A 22,663-nucleotide genomic window follows, 5' to 3' on the forward strand; every position below is an offset into this window, starting at 1 on the left:
AGTGTCCCGAGAGACGTGGCGAAGAGACCGTGTCCTTCGGGATCGATGATCCGGTGCGCGGTGCCGAGGAACATGTCGAAGAGGACATGTTCCTCACAACATGTCCTCCTAGACAGCAATCAATCGCGGCGGCGGCGCAGCGGGCCGAGGAGGAACGAGTAGAGGGCGATGCCGACGACGCCGAGGCCGGACACGCCGGCGAGCCACTTCGGGTAGCTGGTGTGCGGGCGGCCGCAGACGGTGTACCACTCGGCGCCGTCGCTCGGCGGTTCGGTGCAGGCGAACGAGTAGTCCTCGTCGAAGTCCTCGGCGCAGACGTACAGCCAGCGCGTGTGGCCGGTGATGTCGGTGGCCTCGACGTGGCACTGGCCGTAGGTCTGATGCATGCTCGTGCTGACGTGGTCCTCGGGCGTGAAGGTGGCCATGATCACGGCCAGGGTGGTGAAGTAGAGGACCGCGGCGGCGTGGAGGATCCGGTCGGCGCGCCGCGGCTCGGCCGGGGCGGCCTGCTTGCGGCCGCGCCAGATCAGGAGGCCGTACAGGGCGATCACGGTGACGAGGCCGATCGGGCCGGGGACGCCGCCGTCGAGCTGCTGGAGGACGTTGAGCTGGAGCATCATCAGCAGGGTGCTGAGGCCGCACACCAGCGCGAGCCCTTTGAAAAGGGTCTTGCCGCCGACGGTGGGGTCGCGGTCGGTGGCCTTGCCGAGCAGCCACGAGAAGGCGGCGACGAAGGTGATGACCCACATCGTGCTGCCGATCGGGGCGCCGAGCAGGCGGCTGGCGATCGGGGCGTCGCTGTCGTGCCAGGTCCACCACAGGAACTTGGCGCCGGTGATGTCGTAGGGGGCGTAGAACAGGCTGCCGGCCAGGCCGGTGAGGGCGGCGCGGGCCAGCGGCGGCAGGCCGAGGCGCCACACCGACACCGTCGGGAAGTACATGAAGCAGACGTAGACGCAGGGGATGTACAGCGGCAGGCGCGGGGTGATCATGATCGTCCCCTGCGCCTGCCAGAAGTTGTCGACCAGCGGCAGGGCCATGAAGATCATGTCGTTGGCGGTGCCGGCCAGCAGCGCGCCGAACCACGCGAGGAGGTGCTTGCGCCGCTCGGCGCCCTGCTTCCACGCGTGCGTGAAGGCCAGGGCGGCGCAGGCGTAGAAGAGGTACTCGCCGAGGAGGAACGACGGCATGGTCGCCCAGTGGTCGGCGGGGCTGGTGAAGACGTGCCAGGGGATGTGCGGGGCGAGGTCCCAGGGGGCGAGCATGTGGTGCCGATCGTGGCTTCGTGATTCTGGCGGAGGTGAGTCGCGTCGTCGCGGCCGAGGTTACTTGTACTCGACGAAGCCGTCGTCGGTGTTTCCACCCCCGTCAGACCCGGAGGGTCGTGAAGACAGGCCGCGGCCGCCGTAGACGTCGGCGCCGTAGCGGCGGTTCTTGCGGCGCAGGGTGCCGTGGACCCGGTCCCAGAACAGCAGGCACTGGCCGAAGTTGCAGTGGAAGTGGGCGTGGTGGTCGTCGTGGAAGGTGGTCGGGCCCTGCCACGGCCAGCGCGAGCTCAGCTTCACGCCCGAGTGGTCGATGATGTTGAAGACGAGGATGTAGACGAAGACGGTGATCGCCGTGAGGTAGTAGATCGGCAGGACGAACATCGGGACGAAGGTGACGCTCTGGAACGTCAAGAACTCGACCGGGTGCATCGCCGTGACGACGAACGGGGTGGTGGCGACGTAGCGGTGGTGCCACGAGTGGACCTGGCGGAACACCAGCTTGTGGTGCATCAGCCGGTGGGCCCAGTAGGCCAGGTAGTCGACCGTGAAGAAGAACGCGACGCTGCTGACGATGAACGACAGCCAGCCGTGCTCCGCGAACTCGAAGTAGATGCCGGTCGGCAGGCCGCGGTCGAGCGCCCAGATGAACGTGCCCGACAGCAAGCCGCCGAGGGTCATGTTCATGGTGGTGAGCCGCATCGCCTGGCGCTGCTGCTCGGGCCGCAGCCAGCGCTTCGGCTGGCACTTCCAGGTCTCCGGCTCGTGGCGCCGGAGGACGTAGTAGCGGACGTGGTAGTAGCCGGCGACGCCCCAGACGATGACGAGGCCGCCGACGATCGACCAGAAGACGAGGACGAGCCAGCGCAGGAACTCGTCCATGTTCAGACCGCGGCGTCGAGGGGGAACAGGCGCTGCATCTTCATGGCCAGGCGCACGGGGCCGCGCAGGCGGCCGCGGCCGGTGGAGAAGGCGCGGGCGCCGTTGAGCTCGCCGTTGATCATGAGGAGGTAGTCGTCGGCCGACATCTCGATGGTGATGGTCGGCGCGGGGTGGGTGCCGGCGACCGACTGGACGCTGCCGTCCTTGATCTCGGCGAAGTAGGCGCAGGCCTTGTCACCGGTGAGCACCCACTGGATGACGGCCTGCAGGTCGCCGGCGGCCGAGGGGTTGAAGCGCCGCTCGAGGCTGTCGAAGTAGTCGCCGACCGAGGCGAACTTGCTGGTGGCGGCGACGGGCCGCGGCTTGCGCGGGCCGAGGTCGATGAGGTGCGCGTCGAGGCCGGCGTCGTTGTTGTTGCTGTTGTCGTCGCTGCCGTTGCTGTTGGCGGCGGGGGCCTGCGAGCGGGCGCGCAGCCAGCCCTTCAGCTTGGCGATCGCGGTGATCGGCTGGGCGGCCGGGGCCGGGCCGGCCGCGGGCTGGGCGGCGGCCTCGGGGTAGTCGTAGAACTGGCGGCACCAGCGGCGGTAGCGACCGATCGGTCCGTCGCCGCCGGCGAGCATCGGCTTGTCGAGGTAGGCCTTGTTCTCCCAGATCGGGAAGTCCTTGGGGAAGTCGGCCAAAAACGCCTTGTAGAAGATGTCCTCGATCTCGCGCGTGTAGCCCTCGTCGGGCATCTGCCGGATGTTGCTGACGCCGAAGATGGCGATCGTGTCCTCGTCGATCGGGGTCGGGTAGATCCGCTGGCGCGTGCGCATCTCCGAGGTCAGCACGGTGGTCTGCGAGACGATCTGGCCGATGCCGTGCAGCTTGACGTCGAGCTGGACGTCGTTGAACTCGTCGGGCATGTCGATCGGCGCGCCCGAAGCTTCCATGTGGAGGACGACGCGCATGAAGTGGCCCTCCTGCTCGACCGAGAGCACGTCGGTGCGGCCGACGTGGTGCACGGGGCCGAGGTGCGAGCAGTCGACGGTGTTCTCCGCGACCTCCTGCGGGTGCGAGCGCACGACCCAGCGCACGGTCTTGTTGCCGGTCCAGCCGTCCTCGTCGAGCACGGGGATCTCGTAGGTCGGCGCTTGTCCTTTGGGGCAGTACCAGGCCAGGATGACGCCGTTCTGCTCGCGCACGTGCCAGGTGCGCACGGCGGCCTTCGGCGGGATCTTCGGCGCGTAGGGGACGTCGACGACCACGCCGTCGCTGCGGAAGCCCCAGTCGTGGAACGGGCAGCGCAGGCACTCGCCCTTGACGTGGCCGCCGCCGAGGTGCGCGCCGAGGTGCGGGCACACCTTGTCGACCGCGGCCAGCACGCCAGACTCGGTGCGGAACAGGACGATGTCCTGGCCGAAGTAATGGAAGGTCTTGACCTGCCCGGGGGCTACATCCTCAGGGAAGCCGATGACGAACCAACCACGCGGAAACGAGGGGAAAGGAAAACGAGCGCCCACGGCCGCACACGGTACCGGCGCGCGTCTCGCGAATCAATGCGGCGATCGTCCGAGGATGGCGCGTGGGCGCCCGCCCCCATTCGGGGGGCGTCCGCGGGGCGCTGCCGCGCCTAAACAAAAGGCCAGGTCTCGAAAGACCTGGCCCAAAGATCCTGGCTGAAAAGACCGGCGCGGACGGCCGGGAGACCGCTCAGGCGCGGAGCCAGCGGCCGAGCGGGCGGGCGAACGCGAGGGGGACCAGCAGCATGAGCGAGGCGAGCAGGGCGAAGCCGGGCCCGTGGAGGATCAGGCTGCCGCCGGGGGTGGTGAGGAAGTAGCCGTGCGTGGGGGCGCCGAACAGGCCGAGGCCGTCGGCGAGGGCGATCGCGCCCGCGCCACCCGCGGCGAGCAGGCCCCAGGTGCGGGCCCGGACCAGGCCGACGATGCCGGCGACGCCGAGGCCGAGCGCGACCAGGTGCAGCAGCTCGGGCCGCGGGCCGAGGGTGAAGAGGATGAGGAAGGGCAGCGACATGCCGGCCGACTTGATCGCCCGCCGCATGAGGATCAGCGACTCCTCCTGGAAGTTGTAGCGCTCGACGCAGGTCTCGCTGCGCTCGTAGCGGGCCGCCATGCCCTCGCCGCCGAGGAACAGCGCGACCAGCACGTGCGAGATGCCGAACACCAGGAGCGTGGGCTCGGGGCCGGTCTGCGGCAGGGCCAGCAGGGAGAAGGCCCCGAACTGGCCGAGGCCGATGGCGAACCACCGCGCCCAGAACCACTCGGCGGCGACCCCGACGAAGGCCACGCCGTAGACCGCGGCGAGCGCGGCGTAGCAGGCGTACAGGTCTTCCGGGCCGACCAGGGCGACGAGCAGGAAATTCCAGAAGTAGAGGCTCAGCAGGAGGAGGGAGATCGCGCGTCGGATGCCGAGGAACATGGTGGAGTGTCGCAAAGCCTACGCCCGCCGCGGGGCCGGTGCAACGACGGCGGAGGCCGCGCGCGAGCCGGCCGGCCGCTCCAGGCCGGGACCGGTGGCTCCGGAGGGACCAGGGAGATGTCTCTTCAGACAGGTGAGTGGCCGGCGCGCGGGCGCGCAGGTCACGGGCAGACGCCTGCGGGCGGGCTCGGCCGCCGGCGAAGCGCCCGGCCCGTCGCGGCGTGCGTGAGCGACGGGCGCTCGGAGAGGGCTCCAGGTCGCAGATCCCGACCGCGGCCTGGCGCCGGCCGGGCGGGCAGGCGAGGACATGCTTTTATAGACATGTCCGCATGGTCATGTCGTTGCGGCGAGCGGCGCGGCGGAATGTGTCACTGTCACGAGAAGCCGTGAAAGGCGTGTCACTGGCACGAGAGGTGGACGTCGATGACCTCGCCGACGCGCTCGTGGCCGCGGCTGTCGCGGAAGCTGAAGGCGGCGCGCTCGATCTCGCAGTTGGAGCGGGCGTCGCAGCGGGCGTCCTTGCGGTAGGTGAGGCCGATGGCGATGACGCCGGCGTCGGCGACGGGCGTCAGCTCCCACGGGGTCGAGCGCCGGTCGGCGTTGTGGTCGGCCCAGAGGAGGAGGCGGGCGAAGCCGGGGTCGCTGGCGGAGATCCGTCCGTCGCGGTCGTGGTCGAGCTCGGCGAGGGCGGTGAAGCCGTTGTCGGCCAGGCTGCCGCGGCGCAGCACGGTGGCGCTGCCGAACAGCTCGCGGCCGGCCTCGATCGCGCCCGAGCCGTCGCGGTCGAACGCGAGCCACGGGGTGGCGGCCGTCGGCCAGTCGGTGGCGCCGCAGGCCGGGCCGAGGTCGAAGCTGGCGGCCGAGCTGTCGTAACGGACAGGTTCGCTGCCGAAGCTCAGGACCAGCGGCGTGGTGGTGCCGCCCTCCTCGCAGTTGTCGACCCACTGCGGCCGGCCCTCGCTGTCGAGCTCGCAGACGACGCAGTCGTCGCTGGGCTCCGGGGTGCAGACCGGCTCGTCGAGGCACGGGCCCCAGAAGAGCTTCGGCTCGGGGTAGGCGTCGTCGCTGGCGCAGTACTGGATGCCGCCCTCGCAGGTTCGGCTGTGGCCGTAGAGCTCCCAGGTGCACTCCGCGTCCTCCGGGGCCGCGTCGGTGGTGCTGACGACTTCGCCGTGGTCGGTGGTCTCGGCCTGCTCGGTGGTCTCGACCTCGCCGTGGTCGGTGGTCTCGGCGTCGCCCTCGGTGGCGCCCTCGGTGGCGGCCACGTTGCTGCCGTTGCTCGTGTCGCCGGGCTCGGGCTTGCTGTCACAGGCGATCAGGGCGGGGGTGAGCGCGAGGGCGGCGAGGGTAAGGACGGTGCGAGTCATGCCCGGGTCGAAAAGCGAGCTCCGTGCCATGGCGAGATCGTTGAGGAATTATCGCACGACCGGGCGACCGGCGCCCGCGGCGCGACAGCGCTGTCGTGCATGCGGTCATGAACACGGCGAGCCTGACGCAGAGGCCGTGGTGCGGCGCCAGGTCGGGGGAGTCGAGGCGCAGCGACGCGTGACGGCGAGCTCGCGCGCAGCGTCACGCGTCAGGCCGCAGGCCGTCGAGCGGGGGCCGAAGGACGAGCTCAGCGCTTGAGCGGGAGGAGGGCGCGGAGGCGGGGGTCGCGGAGGTAGAGGCCGGCCCAGGCGAGGACGCCGAGGATCACGGGCGTGAGGATGTTGCCGAGGGTGTCGTCGATGCGGACGTGGACGTCGACGGCGCCGCCGAGGTAACCGGTGACGAGGATCGCCCCGAGGACGCTGGTGGCCGGGACGGCGTAGAGGATCGTGACGATGAGCTCGACGATGCCGATCTTCAGCAGCGCGCCGTCGGGGTAGCCCATCTGCTTGAAGCCTTCGACCGCCTCGGGGTTGCCGGAGAGCTTCATCGACGCGCTCATGAGCAGCATGAGGATCGGGAGGACGGTGAGGCCGATGCCGACGCGCCGGGGCCAGGGGTTGGGGGCTTGAGACTGAGTCATGGCCCCGAGAGCTTGACCAGACGCCGGCAGCCGCACAAGAAGGCACACGCGTGTGACCATGGGGTCATGGATCGATCTCCGGCAGCTCGACGTCCTGGGCGACGACGACGCCCGGCGGCAGCTCGAACCCCTGGATCGCGCGACGGACGGCGTCCACGTCGGCGGCGCTGCGCAGGCGAACCTCGACGGCGGCGGTGGGTACGCGATCGATTCGGTAGAGAGGACCTCCCGCGGAGGCCTCCACACGGACGAGTTCGGCGAGCGGGACGGGGCCGGTCGGCGAGCCGACGTGGAGCTCGCGCAGCAGCTGTTCGAGGGGACCTGTCCGATCGAGCACGTCGATGTCGACCGCGAGCTCGGGCCCCGGCCGCAGGCCGCCGGCCGCGAACGGGCCGCGGACGGTGAGGGGGCCGCCGGCGAGGCGGAGGACGGACACGACGGCGTCGGCCGGGACGCCGCGGGCCGCGAGGTCGTCGCGGCGCAGCTCGATGTCATGGGCCTGCTTGCGGGCGCCCCGGAGCTGGACGCCGGTGACCCCGGGCAGGCCGCGGACGAGCTCGGCGAGGCGCCCGGCCAGCTCGGCGCGGGCCGCCGCGTCGGGGCCCTGCACGCCCAGGCTCAGGCCGTGGTCGGCGTCGGCCCGCGGGGCGAGCACGGCGACGCGGCTGACGCCTGCACACCGGGACATGGCGTTTCGGACATGGTCGATGGGGAATGTGGTGGAGCGGCCGACGAGCACGCGGGCGCGCGCGACGGGGTCGGTCGGGTCGTGCTCGGCGACGGTGAGGGCCCACGCGGGCAGGTCGGGGACCGCGGCGAGGCAGCCGGCGAGGAGGCTGCCGAGGTCGTCGCGCGGCTGCACCTCGAGCGCGAGGAGGACGAGGCCGGACGCACCCTCGGCGGGGACGGGGTCGGCGAAGAATTCGACGGTGGGCGAGACGAGGTCGACGGCGTGGGGCCGGGCGCGTGCGGCGACGTCGGCCGGATCGGCGCCGGACTGGGCGAAGACGGTGACGAGGGCGGCCGGGCCGCGCGCGGTCCAGGCGCGGCAGGGGGGCGGGCGCATGTCGTTCCTCAGCGCGGCGACGTCGCGGAGCTGCAGGGCGCCGGCGATCGGGCGGGCGGCGAGGCGCTCGTGCAGGGGGGCGGCGCCGTCGTCGGCGAGGGCCGCGGTGACGGCGGCGAGCAGGGCGTCGAGCGGGACGCCGGCGAGTCGGGCGCGATCGAGGAGGACGGCGGTGCGCGGCTCGCCGACGCCGCAGATGTCGGCGCGGCCGACGCCGGTGACACGCTCGAGCGCGGCGGCGACGGTGCCCGCGAACTCGGGCAGGGTGGCGACCGCCAGCGCCGGCTGGACGTCGTCGATGCGGTGGAGGACCGGCGGCTCGGCGTCGGACGGGAGCTGGGAGGCGATGCCGGACAGGGCGTCGCGCACGGCCTCGAGCGCGCCGGCGTGACTCAGGGTGGCGACGACGTCGACGCGGTCGTCGCTGCTGCGGGTGTAGAGCTGCCGGACGGCCGGGAGCCCGGCGAGCGCGGCCTCGACCGGCTGGGCCACCGAGGCGTCGAGGTCGACGGCGCCGCCGCCCGGGCTGGCGACGCCGACCCGGACCTGCACGGGCGGAGGCGGCGGGGCCGGCTGGGCCTGCGGCGGGGGCGGCGGGGCGGTGCAGGCGGCGAGGACGAGGAGGATGATCGCGAGGACAGGGCCTGATGGCCATGTCCTCTGTGCAATGTCTTCAAAGACAGGGCGCGATGGGCGATCGCGGGGCCGGGGCAGCGCCTGTCTCGATGGCCAGGTCGCGCGGGGCATGGCCGGGCGGTCAGCCCTCGACGGCCTCGTCGGTGAACGCAAGGCCGCGGTCGATGATGGCGAAGCCCTCGCGCAGCTCGGCCTCGGTGATGCAGAGGGGCGGGTTGCACATCAGGGTCCACCAGTGCGAGATGGTGAACAGGCCCTCCTGCTTGAAGAAGGCCATCATGCGGTCGATGGCCGGGTGGGAGCCGTTGTAGGGGGCCATGCGCGTGCCCTGGCGGTCCTTCTGCAGCTCGATGGCGCCGAACAGGCCGATCGCCCTGTAGTCGCGGACGCTGGGGTGCCTGGCCTTGAGCGCGGCCATCTCGGCGAGCATGACGTGCTGCATGCGCGCGGCGTTGCCGACCATGTCCTCCTCGAGCATGACGTCGAGGACGGCCTCGGCGACGGCGAGGCAGAACGGGTGGGCGTTGTAGGTGAGGCCGCCCCAGAACACGTTGTCGCGGAAGTGGGCGGCGATCTTGTCGGTCACGCCCATGGCGCCGAGCGGGACGTACGAGGACGTGAGGCCCTTGGCCATGGTGAGGATGTCGGGCTGGGCGCCGAAGTGCTCGAAGGCGAACAGCTTGCCGGTGCGGCCGAAGCCGCACATGACCTCGTCGCACACGAGGAGGATGCCGTACTTGTCGAGCAGGGCGCGCAGGCCGGGCAGCCAGCCGGCGGGCGGCGGCTGGATGCCGTTGGTGCCGATCACGGTCTCGACGAACATCGCCGCGATCGTGTGCGGGCCCTCGTACTGGATGACCTCCTCGAGGTAGCGGAGGTGATTGGCGGTGCGCTCGGCGTCGGTGGTCCCGAAGGAGTAGTCGTAGGGGATCGGGTCCATGACGCGGACGAAGCCGGAGGCGCCGGGCTCGTTGGCCCAGCGGCGCGGGTCGCCGGTCAGCTGCATGGCGGCGTGAGTGGCCCCGTGGTAGCTGCGGTAGCGGCTGAGGATCTTGTGCCGGCCGGTGTAGAGGCGGGCGGCCTTGATCGCGTTCTCGTTGGCCTCGGCGCCGCCGAGGGTGAAGAAGAACGAGTTGATGTCGCCGGGCACGAGCTCGGCCAGGCGCTTGCCGAGGCGCGCGCGCACCGGGGTGGCCGCGCTCGGGGCGGCGAACAGCATGTGGCCGTCGATGGCCTGCTTCATCCGCTCCAGCACCTTGGGGTGGCTGTGGCCGATGTTGACGCTCATCAGCTGGCTGTTGAAGTCGAGGTAGCGCTTGCCCTCGGGGGTGTAGAGGTACACGCCCTCGGCGCGCTCGAACGCGAGCGGCTGCAGCGGGCCGCTCTTCGACCACGACCACATGGTGTGTTGCTTGCTGAGCTCGATGATGGTGCGGCTGTCCATGGCGGGATCCTCGGATCTTGCGGAGGGCGTTTTTTCAAAAAACATGTCCCTCAGGACATCCAGGTGGCGTCCTTGCTGAGCTGCCAGCGGGTGGTCAGCTTGCGCGGGCGGGTCCAGAAGCGCAGGCCGTCCCAGCCGGTCATGTCGCCGGCGCCGAACAGCGACTGGTTCCAGCCGCCGAAGTGGAACGGCTCGCGCGGGACCGGCACGCCGATGTTGACGCCGCACATGCCGGCCTCGAAGCGCTCGATGCAGTAGCGGGCGACGGCGCCGCTCTGGGTGAAGATCGAGGCGGCGTTGCCGTAGGGGCTGGCGTTCTCGATGGCGATCGCCTCGTCCACGGTGCGTGCGCGGATGATCGAGAGGACGGGGCCGAAGATCTCCTCGCAGCCGGCGGGCATGTCCGGAGAGACATGGTCCAGGATGGTGGGGCCGACCCAGTGGCCGGCGCCGCCCGGCGCGACCGCGCCGCGGCCGTCGAGCAGGACCCTGGCGCCGCGGCGCTCGGCGTCGGCGATGTAGTTGTGGATCCGCTCGACGGCGGCGGCGGAGATCACCGGGCCCATGTCCTCGCCGAGGCGCAGCTTCTTGGCCTGGACGACCACGGCGTCGACGATCGGCTGGACGTCGCCGATGGCGACCATGAGCGAGGCGGCCATGCAGCGCTGGCCGGCGCAGCCGTAGGCGGAGGCGACGACGGTGGTGCTGGTGAGCTCGAGGTCGGCGTCGGGGACGACGAGGAGGTGGTTCTTGGCCCCGCCGAGGCACAGGGCGCGCTTGCCCGCGGCGGCGCCGCGGGTGTAGACGGCCTTGGCCACCCTGGTGCTGCCGACGAAGCCGACGGCCTTGATGTCGGGGTGGTCGGCGATCGCCTCGACCGCGGCCTGGCCGCCGTTGACGGTGTTGAACACGCCGGCGGGCAGACCTGCCTCTCGCAGCAGGTCGGCGAGCTTCATGGCGCCGTACGGGACGAGCTCGCTCGGCTTGAGGATGAAGGTGTTCCCGGCCACCAGCGCCTGCGGCAGCATCCACAGCGGGACCATCACCGGGAAGTTGAAGGGGACGATGCCGGCGCACACGCCGAGCGGCTCGTGGGTGACGCTGCAGTTGATGCCGCGGCTCACGTCCATCTGCTCGCCGGCGATCATGTTCTGCAGGCTGATGCCGTACTCGAGGCACTCGATGCCCTTGAGTACGTCGGCCCGCGCCTCGCCGATGACCTTGCCGTTCTCGTGCGAGATCAGCCAGGCCAGCTCCTCGAGGTCGCGCTCGAGCAGGGCCTTGAGGCGGAACAGCACCTGCACGCGCTCCTTGATCGGGGTGTCGCGCCAGCCGGGGAAGGCGGCCCGGGCGGCCGTGACGGCGCGCGCGACGTCGGCGGCGGCGGACATGGTCACCTGGCCGAAGGCCTTGCCGTGGCGCGGGTTGCCGATCGGCAGGCTGTCGCCGGCGGCGGACGGGGTCCACTCGCCGCCGATCCAGTTGTGGCACGGGACGTAGGGCGTGAAGTCGTAACTGCGGGCGGGGAAGCGCAGGTCTTGGGTCATGGCGCGGCTCAAGGTGAGGGATATCCCAGGCGGCGCCGCGGCGAAAGGGGGCCCAGGACGGGTTTAATGAGGCCGCAAGCGGGGTGACGGTCGCCCCGGCCGCCGGTGCGGGGGGCGCACGGGCAGCGCGGGCGGTGGCGGGAGGTCGCCGGTGTCGCGACTGGGCCGCGGCGGTCTGGGCGACAGTCGCGGATAACTGTCAGCGGCGCCGGTCGATCGGGCAAGCGGGGTGGACAGCCGTGTCCGAGCGCAGGTGTGACGGGGGCGAACGTGGATGATATGTCCGGAGAGACATGTCGCTCGCTAGGCCGTCAGGCGCCGCCGCAGTGGTCTTCCTCGAGGACGCAGGCGACGCGCTGCTCGAGCAGGCCCTCGGTCATGCAGTCGAAGCGCTCGCGGCCGATGACGAGGTCGAGGCAGCCGGCGAAGTGGGCCGGCTCCGCGAGGATGTGGATGCTGTCGGGGCCGGTGTAGCTGCACAGGTCAGCGTCGCCGCTGCGGCGGACGACGGCCTCGCCGCTGGTCTGGATGTACACGTCGGAGCGGTCGGAGAACTGGCCGCCGTACGTGCTGGTGTACCAGCCGATCCGGCCGGGTGTGCGGTCGCGCAGGGCCTCGAGGGCGCACTTCAGCCAATCCTCGCCGGTGACGGACTGGTGGTTCAGACAGCTCTCGTCGCAGTCGAGGCCGACGGGCTGACACAGCGGGGCGCCGCAGTCGTCGGCGGCGATGCAGCTGCAGGCGGGGTCGACGGGGTCGCCGGAGGTCTCGGTGGGATCGGTGTCGGTAGAGCCGGTGGAGCCGGTGAGGGCGCCGTCGGTGCCGCCGCCGTCGTCGGGACCGCAGGCGCACAGAGCGAGGAGCAAGGCCAAATTAAGCGTGCGTAAGTGCATCGGCGAAGGGTGACACGAGGAATTGCGATGAACAAGCGGCGAGGCGCAGGCCGTGAGGCATTCGTCGCTCGCAGATGGCCGAAGAGACAGGGGATCGTCGGCACTCGCGTGTGCGACGCTGTCGGTCGCCCCGGTGCCGGCGAACGCGGCGGCCCGCGGCCGGGCGGTCGCTCGGATGGCCTCGAGGACATGTCGGGCGGGGTGCGGTCACGGGCCTGGTACGCGGGTGGCGGCCGCGCAGGCGGAGGCAGGCGCGGGGCGCTGCGCGAGCGGTGACGCGCGGGAGGTGAGCTGAGACGATCAGGGCGCGAGCCGTCCGGTCGGCCCAACCTTTCGTCATGTCGAGGCGAGGGTTTGTCGTCGCGGTCCCGCTCGCGGGGGTGCTCGCAAGTTCGATGGTCGCGGCCGGGTCCGCTCCGGCGTTGCCGGCCGCGGCCGTGCCGCGCGAGCCGGCGACGGACGCGGAGATCTTCGGGCTGCTGACGACGATCCACGCGATCCTGCTCGAGACGGCGCAGACGGGGCGCAGGTCGGCGACGGACCGGCGGGTCCAGGCGCTGGCCGACAGCGTGGCCGGGCACGCCCGCGCGGGTCAGCGACGCGCGGCGGCGCTCGGCCGACGCACGGGTCTGCGGGCGATCCATGGCGATGCCGACGCGGGGCTGCGCTTCGAAGCGAGGCGCGGGCTGGCCGGGCTGCCGGGCCCCGGACGCGAGTTCGACCGCGCGTGGCTCGACGGCCAGATCGAGGCGCTGATGCTGGCGATCGGACGGCTCAACAACGAGATGCGACCGCACGCGCACGTGGAGGCGCTGCGCGACGAGCTGACGGCGGTGGTCGAGCAGGCGGCCGGGGACCTCGCGCAGGCGCAGGCGCTGCGCGCGGCGCTGGCGGAGCGGACGAGCTGAGCATGCGCGCGGAGATGGGTCGTGCCGGCGGCGCTGCAGCGCACGCGGTCGCTGTGAGACGCGCGAATCGCCCGCGGCCCACGCGGCTGCCCTCGCCCGCGCGGACTCAAACGGGTGCGAGCTGGGCCAGGAGAAAGGCGAGGATGTCGACCTCGAGGTCGATCCTCTGCTGGAGGTGGTCGGGTCCGCAGTGGCCGGCATTGCTGGTGACGCGCAGCAGGGCCGGTCGCCGGCTCACGCGCTGGAGGGCTGCCGTGAATTTGCGGGCGTGCAATGGGGCCACCCGGTCGTCGCCTTCCATGGCGATCATGAGGAGGGCCGGATAGTCGACGCCTGCCTCGATATGGTGATAGGGCGAGTAACGGTGGAGGAACGCAAAATCGCGCGGATCCGCCGGGTCGCCGTATTCGCCGATCCACGTCCTCCCGGCGCTGAAATGCGTATAGCGCACCATGTCCAGGAGTGGGACCGCACAGACCGCGGCTCGCGCGAGCTCCGGAGTGTGAACCATGGTGGCGCCGACGAGTAGCCCGCCGTTGCTCGCGCCGAGGAGGGCGAGGCGGTCGTGGCGGGTGTAGCCGCGAGCGACGAGCGTGCGGGCGGCGGCGGCGAAGTCGTCGAACACGTTCTGCTTGCGCTCGCGCGTACCCGCCTGGTGCCATTCCTCGCCGAATTCCCCGCCGCCCCGCAAGTTCGGGACCGCCAGGACCCCGCCGCGCTCGACCCACACGACCGCCTGGGCCGAGAACCTGGGCGTCATGTTCACCGCGAAGCCGCCGTATCCGATGAGCAGCGCCGGCGCTTCGCCGTCGAGCTCGAGGTCGCCACGACGCACCACGAACATCGAGATCGTGGTGGAGTCCGCCGACGCGTAGCGGAGCCGCTCGACGACGAAGCGGCTGGCGTCGACAGGCGCTTCGATGCGGCGCCACAGCCGGCTGACGCCGCTGGCGACCGAGACCTCGAAGATCTGGCCCGGCTCCGTGAACGACGAGAAGCCGTAGTACGCGCGGTCGTCGTCGGGCGCGCCGAGGAGGCCATTGACGGTGCCGAGGTGCGGGAGGGGGAGCTCCCGGACGAGGCGGCCGTCGAGCCCGCGGATCTCGACGACGCTGGACGCGTCGCGGAGGTAGCTCAGGATCAGACGCTCTCCGACGATCTGGAGCCGCTCGAGGACGGCGTCCGATTCGGGGACGAGCTCGAGCCAGGCGTCGCGATCGGGACGGTGCGGATCGACCGAGAACGCGCGGAAGCGGTCCGCGCCCTCGTTGGTGTGGACGTAGAATCGTCCGCGCCAGGCGACGACGTTGTAGAGCGCCGAGCGCCCGATCACGAGCGGCCGGAGCGCGGGGTCGTCCTGCCGGAGATCGAGGAAATGGACGTCGGTGCTGTTCCAACCGTGATGATGGGAGACGAACAGCCAGTGACCGTCGTGGGACACGCTGACCTCGACGCTGCGCGACGCATCGAGCGTGGCGGGCACGACGACGCGGTCGTGCGCGGCCGGGTCCCCCACCCGGTGAAACCGGACCTCGGCTCGGCCCGGCAACTCGACCGGTGAGATCGCCTCGTCGATCGGCAAGCCGACGTAGTAGAAACCGCGTCCGTCATGAGTCCATTGCGGAGCGGCGTATCGCGCTGCGTCGATGACATCCGTGAGAGCATGGCCGGTCTCGAGGTCGAGGATATGAAGCGTGGCGTCGTCCGTATTGTTGCGGCTGACCTTGTAGGCGACGAGCCGCCCGTCCGGAGCGGGGAAGACGCCGTGGACGGTCGCGCTGCCGTCGGAAGCGAGGCGATACGGGTCGAGGAGGAGCTCCTCCGGGCCGGACTGACCGCGCCGAAAACAGTAGATGAGCTTCTGCGCGCCTTTGGGCCGACGGCTATAGAAGTACATGTTCCCCCGTCGCTCGGGGGCCGATATCTCGTCGAGGTCGAGGAGCTCGATGAACCTGCGCGCGAGCGGCTCCCGGGCCGGAAGCGCTTGAAGCTGCTCGCTCGCGTACGCGCCCTGGGCTTCGACCCAATCCGCGACCTCCGGGTCGTGGTCTCCTTCGAGCCAGCGGTAGGGGTCGTCGACGAGCACTCCGTGGATGGCCTCGACGACGGGCTCGCGCCGCGTTCGCGGCGGCGGCTCGTCGGGGCGCGGGAGATCGGGGCAAACGGGCGAATCATCCGATATCGCGTGTGTGACCTTCGCGTCATCGAGTTCGGTCATTGATCCCCTCTCCGTCGATTCCCTCGATCCGACATTTTGCGCCGGTTTTTGTGGTTCCCGCGGTCCGCTCCGAGCGACACCGCGCTCGCGTGCGATCGCGCGGGTCCAGAGGCGCGAAATCAGAGCAGCGAACGATGAGGTCATACTACTATAAATTAGACATGCAGGTGTCGGGGCTCGAGCGAAATTGGGGGACACAGACGGCACGCCAGACACCGGGGGGGCGCCGATGAATGGCGCGGCGCATGGAGTGTCCAGTTCAGTTCACGGTGCATAAGCTCGAATGGGGCCGTTGTTCAGTTCCGAGAGCGGGGTGTTCCAGCCCCTCCTGACGCCGCCCCGCAGCCGTGCAGAAGCTCACCGCTCTTCTTGTTGGGTTCTTCGAAACAGTGTTGCCGGCAAATGCATGGTTTGATACCATGGGTGCGCAATGTCCCCCTGGCGAGGGAGGAGCGAATTGCCGCATTCTCAGGATATGCATGAGGTGCGGGTATTTAAGGCTTGATGTGAGACTATTTTCATAGGCTTCGAACGCGATCTCGAGACGACCAGTTCGCCCGCTGGCGCGCTTCGATGCGTCGAAGCTCGATGTTCTCGCAATGGCTCGATTGCGATGCGCCACCTCGGTCGCGGAGGATCGATGTCGTGTCGTAATGGCGTCGGTTGTATTCGTCGGATGGAAACGGCGCCGCGGTGCCGTCTGCGGGTAATTCGATTCATAGGAGCGGCGGGCGCCTTCGAGGGCGTCGATGCTCGTTCGAAGTGGTGAAGCGTCTGAGAGAGGCATTGGCATGGATCAGCGTTGGTGGCTCGCAGCGAATCTACAAGAGCGTCTCACGCACGGCCCGCCCGCAGCATCGCCGGGCGGCGCTGGATTCGACGAGCTCCGGCGGCTGGAAGTCGAGGTGTTCGAGGAAGGCGATTACGTCCACGTGTTTCGCGCGCTGGGGTTCACGCGGGGCGCGCTGGCCGGACTGCTCGGCGAGGCGCCCGAGGCCCTGGCGTCGCGCCTGCCTCCGCCCGCGTGGGCGCGGGAATTCACGGAGATCTTCCAGACGGGCGGCTCCTGCCCCGAGTGGATCGATGCGCTGCTCGACAGCGGCGACTGGCGGCGCCAGGCGGCCTGGCTCGGCTGGCCGCTGTTCGCGGGCGCACGCCGGCAGATCGACGAATTCGTGCGTTCGACCGTCGAGCACCTGCGGATCCCCCACGACGGCCTCGCGCTGCGGACATCGCTGATCGACCTGTTCAGCGCGAGAGTGGCGAACTTGTGCGTGCGCGTGCTGGTCTACGAGGCCCACGAGGCCGGCAAAGACTTCCCCGCGTTTGCTCGCGAGCTCAGATCCCGCGAGGCGGTGTGGACGTTGCTCCGCAAGTACCCGGTGCTCGCGCGGGACCTCATGCGCGTCTATCGTCACTCGCTGCAGATGATCGGCGAGGTCCTGCGCCGCCTCGCGAGCGACTGGGCGAGCCTGCCCTGGGCGCGCGGGCGGCTCGAGCGGGTGAAAGGGCTGGCGAGCGACCCGCACCACGAGGGCCGCGAGGTGCTGTGCGTCGAATGCGATCCGACGACGCTCATCTACAAGCCGAGATCCTGCGCCGCCGACGATCTGTTCGCTCGCCGCCTCTTGCCGTGGATCGAGCCGGACTTCGACCCTGCGCTCGTGGCGTGCTCCGTGCGCGAGGGGTACTCGTGGATGCCGTTCGTCGACAACGCGCCGTGCGACTCGGAGGCGGAGCTCGACGCGTTCTTCCGCCGCTCCGGACGCTTGCTCGCGGTCGCGTACTTCATGGGGGTCACGGACCTGCACTGCGAGAACATCATCGCCAGGGCGGGGATGCCGGTGCCGATCGACATCGAGACGATCCTGCACCCGGAGCTCGTGACGAGCGGGATCGGACACAACCGCGCGGACGCGACGTTCTCGCTGTTCGACACGATGCTGGTCCCGGGCGTGAGGCGGACGTCGCCCGTCGACATGGCGGGACTCGCCAAGACGGATCGATGGCCGAGCGCGCCGCTCCCCAACTGGGAGCAAGTCGAGGACGAGGCGCCGCGCATCGTGTGGAAGTCGAAGATCCTCCCGGCACGGAAGAACTTGCCCCGGCTCGCGTCGGCGGAGCAGGGCCCGCCGGAGCGGCACCACCGCGCGCTCGCGGCCGGGCTCGCGGAGGGTTATCGAGAGGCGCTGAACCGGCCGGGGGTGATCGAGGACATCCTCCGCGACTACGCCGATGCGCCGACGCGGGTCGTGGTGCGCGCGACGGCGTTGTACATGGAGTTGCTCGCGGATACTCGTCACCCGTCGCTCCTCGGCGACGCCCTGCAGCGCGACTGCTGGCTCCTGCAGCTCGGGACGTCGGACGCGGAGGAGCCGACGCTGTTGTCGGTGCTGCCGGCGGAGTGGCGCGCGCTCACACGAGGGGATGTTCCCGTCTTTTGGACCCTCGGGGGCGGGCGGGACCTGTTCGTGTGGGGAGAACGCCAAAGGATCACGAGCTTGACCGTCTCGGGCGCCGAACAGGTGCGAGCCCGACTGCGCTCGCCAGCGCCGCTGGAGCGGCTGCAGTGGCAATTACGGTCGGGGCTGGCGGTCGGCGCCCGGGCGCCGCTCGAGCCCGCGGGAGCGGCTCCCAGGTCGAGCGGCGAGCGCCTGGACCCGCTCGCCAAGGCCGCCGCGATCGGCGATGTGTTGCTGGGTCTGGCCGTGGCCACGGACCGGGGCGGACTCGACTGGTTCACGCTGAAGCGCGAATCTACCGAGCACGAGTGGGACATTCATGTCCTCGACACCGATCTTTACGGGGGGCTGGCCGGGATCGCGCTGTTCTTGCTGTATCTGGCGAGAGCGACCGGGAAGCAGGTTTACAGGGAGAACGGAGAGCGGGGCCTGTGGGAGGCCTACCTCCGGTGGAAGAGCGCGCCGGGGCTGCGCGGCGGCGGGTACGTCGGCGCGGGCTCCCTCCTGTACGCGATGATGCACGCGCACGCGCTGGGGATCGCCTGGGTCGGCGGGGCGATCGACGAGGTCGTCGACGCCATCGTCGCCGCGCCGGTGGAGGAGCCGGGCACCCGCGACGTGTTGTACGGAGACGCCGGTCTGCTGCTCGTCGTGCTGCGGGTGATCGTTTATCGTCGGAGCACGGGCGCGCCGGAGGACGCGCGCCTGAACACGCTCGCGTCCGCGTTGACGGAGCGCCTCACGCAGACCGCGATCGAGGGCGAAGCGGGCGAGCTGACGTGGCAACCCGGCAAGGACTTCGGGCATGTCTGGCTGTGCGGCCTGTCCCACGGCGCCTCGGGCGTCGCGTTCGCGCTCGCGCAGGCCGCCCGCGTCCTCGACGCGCCGGCGCTGCGACCGTACGTCCTGGGCGCGCTGCGGTACGAGGAGCGCAGGTTCGACGAGGCCGAAGAGACCTGGCTGAACGTGATCTCGGAGGACGCTGCCGCGATCGGCGACGGCCTGAGACGGGACGTGTGCAGCTGGTGTAATGGCGCTCCCGGCGTCGGCCTCGTACGCCTGGCCTTGATGGCCGACGGCAGCGACGAGGCCGTGAGCGAACAATTGTCCCGCGACGTCGAGCGCTCGCTGCGTGCCATCGAGCGCGGGCTGCCCGCGCTCGTATCCGACTCGCTTTGCCATGGCACGGCGGGCACGCTCGAGGTCGCGTTCCGGCTGTCGGAGGCGCTGGGATCGCCCGCGTCGCCGCCGTGGATGGCCGAGGCGCTGGCGCGGCTGGCGAGCACGGAAGTCGTCGACTACCGCTGCTCCAATCCGTACGAGATCACCACGCCCGAGCTCATGACCGGGATCGCCGGGATCGGGATGTTCTGGCTGCGCGTGGCGCACCTCGATGCTGCTCCCTGCGTGATGACTCTGGAGGGCCCATGTTGACCCGCGAGCAATGCGGTTTCCTCGATTTCGGCAGCACCTGGCAGCGCTCCGTCCCCCAGACCGTGGCCAACGTCGTCGAGTGCGCGCGGCGAGCCGATGAGCTCGGGTTCGGGCGTTACTGGCTCGGAGAACACTACGGGCCCCATTGTTGCTGGAGCCGGCCCGAATGGGTGATGGGCTTCCTGTGCTCGCAGACGCGGCAGATCCGCGTCGGCGCCGGGGCCGCCCTCGTGATGCTTCGCCGCTCGGAAGACATCGGTTACGAGTATTCACAACTTCGGCTCCTCTACGGCGAGCGGATCGAGATCGGCCTGGGGAGCGGCGGTGGTCGGGCGCGGGCGGTGCACGAGGACTACTCGGCTGCGCTCGCGAGCGTGCTCCCGGCGTTACCGACCGGCTTGTCGGTGTGGCAGCTCGGCAGCAGCACGACGTCCCTCGAGGCGGCCGAGGGCCACGGACTGTCGCTGTGCTTGGGGCTGTTTTTGCGGCACGCGACGCCGGAGCTCGGCGCGGCCTGTCGCTCCCGCCGCGACTGGGGCCCTCGCCGGCTCGCCGTGGCGATCGCAGGCTCGGTGACGGGGAGCGAGTGCAACCCGGATATCGAGGTCTACCGCAACTTCGACGGGCTGCGCGAAGGGCTGGCGTTGATCGAGCAGATCGACAGGGAGTTCAGCCCCGACGACGTCATCATCCTCGACCTCGCGCTGGACTCGCAGGCGCGACTCGAGGGGATTCAGGCGCTGGCAGAGGCCCTCCCGGCCGCCGGATCGGCGACATCGACATGACCGACGCGAACGAGACATCACCAGAATACGGCAATTCCGTGCGCGACCGGGTCATCGCGCTCACCGGCGGCGCCGGCGGGCTCGGGACCGTGATCGCCGCGAGCGGTGCGGAGCGAGGCGCCCGCATCGTCGCCTTCGATATCGACGAGGCCGCCCTCGCGGCGTTGCAAGCGCGGACCGGCGGCCGGGTCCACGCGATTCGCGGGAGCATCCTCGACGAGCAGGACGCTGCCCGCGCCGCCGCCTTCATCCGCGCCGAATTCGGTCGGCTCGACTGCTTGATCAACCTCGCCGGAGGCAGCAGGCTCGCGGATGGCGACATCGTCAGCTCCGATCCCGCCGAGTGGCGGCGCGTCATCGAGCTCGATCTCATCGGCGCGATGCTGATGTCCAGAGCGATGGAGCCGCTGCTTCGCGCGGGAGATCGGCCGTCGATCGTCAACGTCTCGTCGGTGGTCACGCGGCGCAGCGTGCCCGTCACCGGCTACGCGGCCGCCAAGGCGGGGCTCGAGGGATTCACGCTGAGCCTGGTCTCACAGCTGCACGCGGACAAGATTCGCGCGAACGCGGTCTGCCTCGGGCCATTGGCGACGCCGCGTCTCCTCCACCGGCGCGCGACGTTGAAGCAGACGGCCGCCGATCTCAAGTCGCCGGAGGAGATCGTCGAACTGTTCCTGTTCCTGGCCAGCGCCGGCGCCGCGTGCCTCAACGGTGCCGTGATCCTCGCCGACGGCGGCCGCTCGCTCATATGATCGAGGCGCCCGCCATCGACCCGGCCGCGTGCCTCCATCTCTTGCGCGCGGTCGAGCGACCCCGCTCGTGGGTCATTCGACGGCTGTGCGCGCGCGGAGGATTCGTGCGTGAGCGCCGGGCGATGTCGTCGGTGTCGATCACCGATCAGTCGCTTGAATTGTCTGGTTGTAGTCATGTGAACATGATACAGTGCCGCTGGGCAGATTGCCCAAAGGAGTTAGACATGAAAGATCAACAGGATAACAAGAGCACGACCCAGACCTTCAAGGCGATCGGCGAGCTGCGCAAGCTTCGCAAGAACTCCCAGAAGGACGCTGCGCCGGTGACGTTCTTCACCGGTACGTGCACCAACACGACCACCTGCTGCATCACCTGATGCATCAGCGGGGTGTAGAAACACTACGCCCCGTGTCTCCGGGGCGAGGCCTGGGCGATGCCCGGCTCGTCCCCGGAGACTGCGCATTGTCGAGTCGGCTCGGCAATGCGCGTGAGCCATTGTCACAGTCAAGTCGAGTCGGCCGAGACGGAGACGAGCCCATGTCCGACACCCAGTTTGCGCTCCCCAGTGACGCGGTGCCCAGCGTCTACCTGCCCGTCCAGATGACGCCCGTGCTCTCGTGGGAGGTGCTGCAGCGGGTCGTCCGGGCGTTGCAGGCCGAGGGCCGTCCGACAGCCCTCGAGTCGCTGTTCGACGACGACGTCGCGCCCGGGATCCGCGAGCTCTTCGCGCGTGCGCGCGAAGAGACGGACTCTCCGTATGTCCTGCCGCAGGCCCTCATGTTCCCGGAGGACCTGTACCCCATGTGTTTTCGGCTCCCCCATGCCGACGACACGATCGAGCTCGAGATCACCGAGGACGAGGAGCTCCGGGCGCTCCGCAGCGTGCTCTCCGGCGAGTGGCAGGAGGCCGAGCCCGGCGATCCGGGGGCCGCTCTCGGGCGAGAGTTCGTCGAGGAGGGCCTGCTACGCCCCGCCGTCCCCGGAGCACGAATCGTCGACTTCGAGCGGCCCGGGATCTACCGCCTGCAACACGCCAGCCTGATGTTTCGCTCGGAGTCCTCCGCGGTGATCTGCGATCCGCAGTTCAGCTACGCCACCGAGCACTCCTGGCTGCCTCGCGAGCACTATCCGAACATCGACGCGATCCTCGTCTCTCACTCACACACCGATCATTTTTGCCTGGCGAGCCTCATGCGGTTCCCGAGGGACACGCCGATCGTCGTGCCGCGTATGCGGCGCGCCTCGCTGCTCTCGCCGCCGATGGCGGACATTCTCCGCGCGGCCGGCTTCACCCGCGTGTGCGACGCCGCGTGGTTCTCCACGCACGTCTTCGGCGACATCCGGGTGACCATTTATCCGTTCTATGGCGAGCAACCATGGTTGACGTTCGCGTCTCCCGACGAGGATCTGCGCAACTGGGGGAACACGTACGTCGTCGAGGCGAACGGCGTGAAGACGTGGTTTCTGGTCGACTCCGGGCGGGAGTTCGGGCGCTCGATGCAGGACCTGTGCGGGCGGGTGCGCGAGGAGCAGGGGCACATCGACGTCGTCATGAGCAACCTGAGAGAGTTCGGCTGGAGCCCGGGGCAGATCGACGGCACCGGGCGCTACCTGTACTGCTTCCCCGAGGAGATCGTGATGGACCCGCAGCGCTGGCCGACAGGGGAGCTCATGACGTTCGGGGTGCACCGGGCGCGCGAGCTGCTCGACACGCTCGAGCCGAGCTGTTTCCTGCCGTACGCGCATTGGTGGCACCCCATCGAGACGCGCTCGCACCTGGTGGACGGGCGCGTCAGCGAGCGACAGATGCTGGAGGCTCTCCGAGAGTCGCCGCGCGCGAAGGGACGGATGGCGACGCAGCTCCTGGAATGGCATGTCGGAGATCGGCTGCAACTGACACAGGAGCGGGGGCTGGTCTTCCCCCCGGGGACGTGAGCATCC

The 22,663-nt window shown here is 70.2% G+C and carries 17 protein-coding genes; 6 read left to right on the plus strand and 11 right to left on the minus strand.

The features are described 5' to 3' along the window. Positions 1-119: 119 nt before the first annotated feature. The 10 genes from K7C98_RS05935 to K7C98_RS05980 all read right to left on the minus strand — a co-directional run bounded on the left by K7C98_RS05935 (position 120) and on the right by K7C98_RS05980 (position 12,135). The gene (locus K7C98_RS05935) at positions 120-1,265 is read right to left on the minus strand and encodes a hypothetical protein (protein ID WP_224190555.1); all 1,146 of its coding nucleotides are present in this window, start codon (positions 1,263-1,265) and stop codon (positions 120-122) included. A gap of 60 nt (positions 1,266-1,325) precedes the next feature. Further along, entirely contained in the window at positions 1,326-2,147 is an 822-nt protein-coding gene (locus tag K7C98_RS05940; protein WP_224190556.1) for a sterol desaturase family protein, read from the minus strand. Between the two features lie 2 nt (positions 2,148-2,149). Next, on the minus strand, positions 2,150-3,649 hold the full coding sequence (locus tag K7C98_RS05945; protein WP_224190557.1) for a Rieske 2Fe-2S domain-containing protein: 1,500 nt from the start codon (positions 3,647-3,649) through the stop codon (positions 2,150-2,152). A 190-nt stretch (positions 3,650-3,839) separates the two neighbouring features. After that, a complete protein-coding gene (locus tag K7C98_RS05950) occupies positions 3,840-4,565 on the minus strand; it encodes a hypothetical protein (protein WP_224190558.1) in 726 nt (241 codons plus the stop codon). A 398-nt stretch (positions 4,566-4,963) separates the two neighbouring features. Next, positions 4,964-5,932 carry a calcium-binding protein gene (locus tag K7C98_RS05955; protein ID WP_224190559.1) on the minus strand — a complete coding sequence of 323 codons (969 nt, stop codon included), beginning with the start codon at positions 5,930-5,932 and terminating at the stop codon, positions 4,964-4,966. Between the two features lie 248 nt (positions 5,933-6,180). After that, positions 6,181-6,576, minus strand: a complete 396-nt coding sequence (locus K7C98_RS05960) for a DoxX family protein (protein ID WP_224190560.1) — start codon at positions 6,574-6,576, stop codon at positions 6,181-6,183. Between the two features lie 64 nt (positions 6,577-6,640). Continuing rightward, the gene (locus K7C98_RS05965) at positions 6,641-8,194 is read right to left on the minus strand and encodes an efflux RND transporter permease subunit (RefSeq protein WP_346660264.1); all 1,554 of its coding nucleotides are present in this window, start codon (positions 8,192-8,194) and stop codon (positions 6,641-6,643) included. Between the two features lie 205 nt (positions 8,195-8,399). Continuing rightward, the gene (locus K7C98_RS05970) at positions 8,400-9,722 is read right to left on the minus strand and encodes an aminotransferase class III-fold pyridoxal phosphate-dependent enzyme (RefSeq protein ID WP_263429161.1); all 1,323 of its coding nucleotides are present in this window, start codon (positions 9,720-9,722) and stop codon (positions 8,400-8,402) included. A 50-nt stretch (positions 9,723-9,772) separates the two neighbouring features. Then, a complete protein-coding gene (locus K7C98_RS05975; protein WP_224190563.1) occupies positions 9,773-11,269 on the minus strand; it encodes a CoA-acylating methylmalonate-semialdehyde dehydrogenase in 1,497 nt (498 codons plus the stop codon). A gap of 311 nt (positions 11,270-11,580) precedes the next feature. Beyond that, entirely contained in the window at positions 11,581-12,135 is a 555-nt protein-coding gene (locus K7C98_RS05980; protein ID WP_224190564.1) for a hypothetical protein, read from the minus strand. Between the two features lie 365 nt (positions 12,136-12,500). Between K7C98_RS05980 and K7C98_RS05985 the strand changes: the two genes are divergently transcribed. Further along, positions 12,501-13,070, plus strand: coding sequence for a DUF4142 domain-containing protein (locus tag K7C98_RS05985; protein WP_224190565.1), 570 nt, complete (start codon positions 12,501-12,503; stop codon positions 13,068-13,070). Between the two features lie 106 nt (positions 13,071-13,176). Here K7C98_RS05985 and K7C98_RS05990 read toward each other — a convergent pair whose 3' ends face one another. Then, entirely contained in the window at positions 13,177-15,432 is a 2,256-nt protein-coding gene (locus K7C98_RS05990) for a prolyl oligopeptidase family serine peptidase (protein ID WP_224190566.1), read from the minus strand. Between the two features lie 761 nt (positions 15,433-16,193). Between K7C98_RS05990 and lanM the strand changes: the two genes are divergently transcribed. The 5 genes from lanM to K7C98_RS06015 all read left to right on the plus strand — a co-directional run bounded on the left by lanM (position 16,194) and on the right by K7C98_RS06015 (position 22,657). Then, positions 16,194-19,184, plus strand: a complete 2,991-nt coding sequence (gene lanM, locus K7C98_RS05995; RefSeq protein ID WP_224190567.1) for a type 2 lanthipeptide synthetase LanM — start codon at positions 16,194-16,196, stop codon at positions 19,182-19,184. Further along, positions 19,178-19,969: an LLM class flavin-dependent oxidoreductase gene (locus K7C98_RS06000; protein ID WP_224190568.1), complete on the plus strand. Its 792-nt coding sequence runs from the start codon at positions 19,178-19,180 to the stop codon at positions 19,967-19,969. Before lanM ends, K7C98_RS06000 begins: the two co-directional genes overlap by 7 nt. Further along, complete coding sequence (locus K7C98_RS06005; protein ID WP_224190569.1) at positions 19,966-20,721, plus strand: SDR family NAD(P)-dependent oxidoreductase; 756 nt, start codon at positions 19,966-19,968, stop codon at positions 20,719-20,721. The genes K7C98_RS06000 and K7C98_RS06005 overlap by 4 nt, the downstream gene beginning before the upstream one ends. 224 nt (positions 20,722-20,945) lie before the next feature. Continuing rightward, on the plus strand, positions 20,946-21,098 hold the full coding sequence (locus tag K7C98_RS06010; protein WP_224190570.1) for a hypothetical protein: 153 nt from the start codon (positions 20,946-20,948) through the stop codon (positions 21,096-21,098). Between the two features lie 161 nt (positions 21,099-21,259). After that, positions 21,260-22,657: an MBL fold metallo-hydrolase gene (locus K7C98_RS06015; protein ID WP_224190571.1), complete on the plus strand. Its 1,398-nt coding sequence runs from the start codon at positions 21,260-21,262 to the stop codon at positions 22,655-22,657. The last annotated feature ends 6 nt before the right edge of the window (positions 22,658-22,663 follow it).

The sequence above is a fragment of the Nannocystis pusilla genome, assembly GCF_020073745.1.
Lineage (GTDB): Bacteria > Myxococcota_A > Polyangia > Nannocystales > Nannocystaceae > Nannocystis > Nannocystis radixulma.

Coding starts and splice junctions, on each gene's coding strand:
- K7C98_RS06000 (WP_224190568.1), top strand. CDS start 19,178: ATGTTGACCCGCGAGCAATGCGGTTTCCTCGATTTCGGCAGCACCTGG.
- K7C98_RS05985 (WP_224190565.1), top strand. CDS start 12,501: ATGTCGAGGCGAGGGTTTGTCGTCGCGGTCCCGCTCGCGGGGGTGCTC.
- K7C98_RS05960 (WP_224190560.1), bottom strand. CDS start 6,576: ATGACTCAGTCTCAAGCCCCCAACCCCTGGCCCCGGCGCGTCGGCATC.
- K7C98_RS05970 (WP_263429161.1), bottom strand. CDS start 9,722: ATGGACAGCCGCACCATCATCGAGCTCAGCAAGCAACACACCATGTGG.
- K7C98_RS05940 (WP_224190556.1), bottom strand. CDS start 2,147: ATGGACGAGTTCCTGCGCTGGCTCGTCCTCGTCTTCTGGTCGATCGTC.
- K7C98_RS05955 (WP_224190559.1), bottom strand. CDS start 5,932: ATGACTCGCACCGTCCTTACCCTCGCCGCCCTCGCGCTCACCCCCGCC.
- K7C98_RS05975 (WP_224190563.1), bottom strand. CDS start 11,269: ATGACCCAAGACCTGCGCTTCCCCGCCCGCAGTTACGACTTCACGCCC.
- K7C98_RS05950 (WP_224190558.1), bottom strand. CDS start 4,565: ATGTTCCTCGGCATCCGACGCGCGATCTCCCTCCTCCTGCTGAGCCTC.
- K7C98_RS05990 (WP_224190566.1), bottom strand. CDS start 15,432: ATGACCTCATCGTTCGCTGCTCTGATTTCGCGCCTCTGGACCCGCGCG.
- K7C98_RS05935 (WP_224190555.1), bottom strand. CDS start 1,265: ATGCTCGCCCCCTGGGACCTCGCCCCGCACATCCCCTGGCACGTCTTC.
- K7C98_RS06015 (WP_224190571.1), top strand. CDS start 21,260: ATGTCCGACACCCAGTTTGCGCTCCCCAGTGACGCGGTGCCCAGCGTC.
- K7C98_RS06005 (WP_224190569.1), top strand. CDS start 19,966: ATGACCGACGCGAACGAGACATCACCAGAATACGGCAATTCCGTGCGC.
- K7C98_RS06010 (WP_224190570.1), top strand. CDS start 20,946: ATGAAAGATCAACAGGATAACAAGAGCACGACCCAGACCTTCAAGGCG.